Consider the following 235-nt stretch of genomic DNA (forward strand, 5'->3'; position numbering starts at 1 on the left):
CCAGTCTCGAAGTCGCCGGCAACCAGGTCACCGCCCGCCGTGACGCCGGCGCTTTCTCTGAGACGGTTGAAGCGCAGCTTCCTGCCGTTGTGTCGGTCACCGACCAGATCAATGAGCCGCGCTACCCGAACTTCAAGGGCATCCTGGCGGCCAAGAAGAAGAAGATCGCGTCCCTGTCGCTGGCGGACATCGGGGTGGATGCCTCCCAGGTGGGCCTCGCGGGCTCCTGGACTGT

At 65.1% G+C, this 235-nt stretch carries 1 protein-coding gene; it reads left to right on the forward strand.

Going from position 1 to position 235, the window contains the following annotated elements:
• A partial coding sequence (locus SB724_RS21835; RefSeq protein ID WP_410573171.1) for an electron transfer flavoprotein subunit beta/FixA family protein occupies positions 1-235 on the forward strand: 235 nt, incomplete at both ends.

The organism is Bacillus sp. SIMBA_031, from assembly GCF_046535225.1.
Classification (GTDB): Bacteria; Bacillota; Bacilli; order Bacillales; family Bacillaceae; genus Bacillus; species Bacillus velezensis.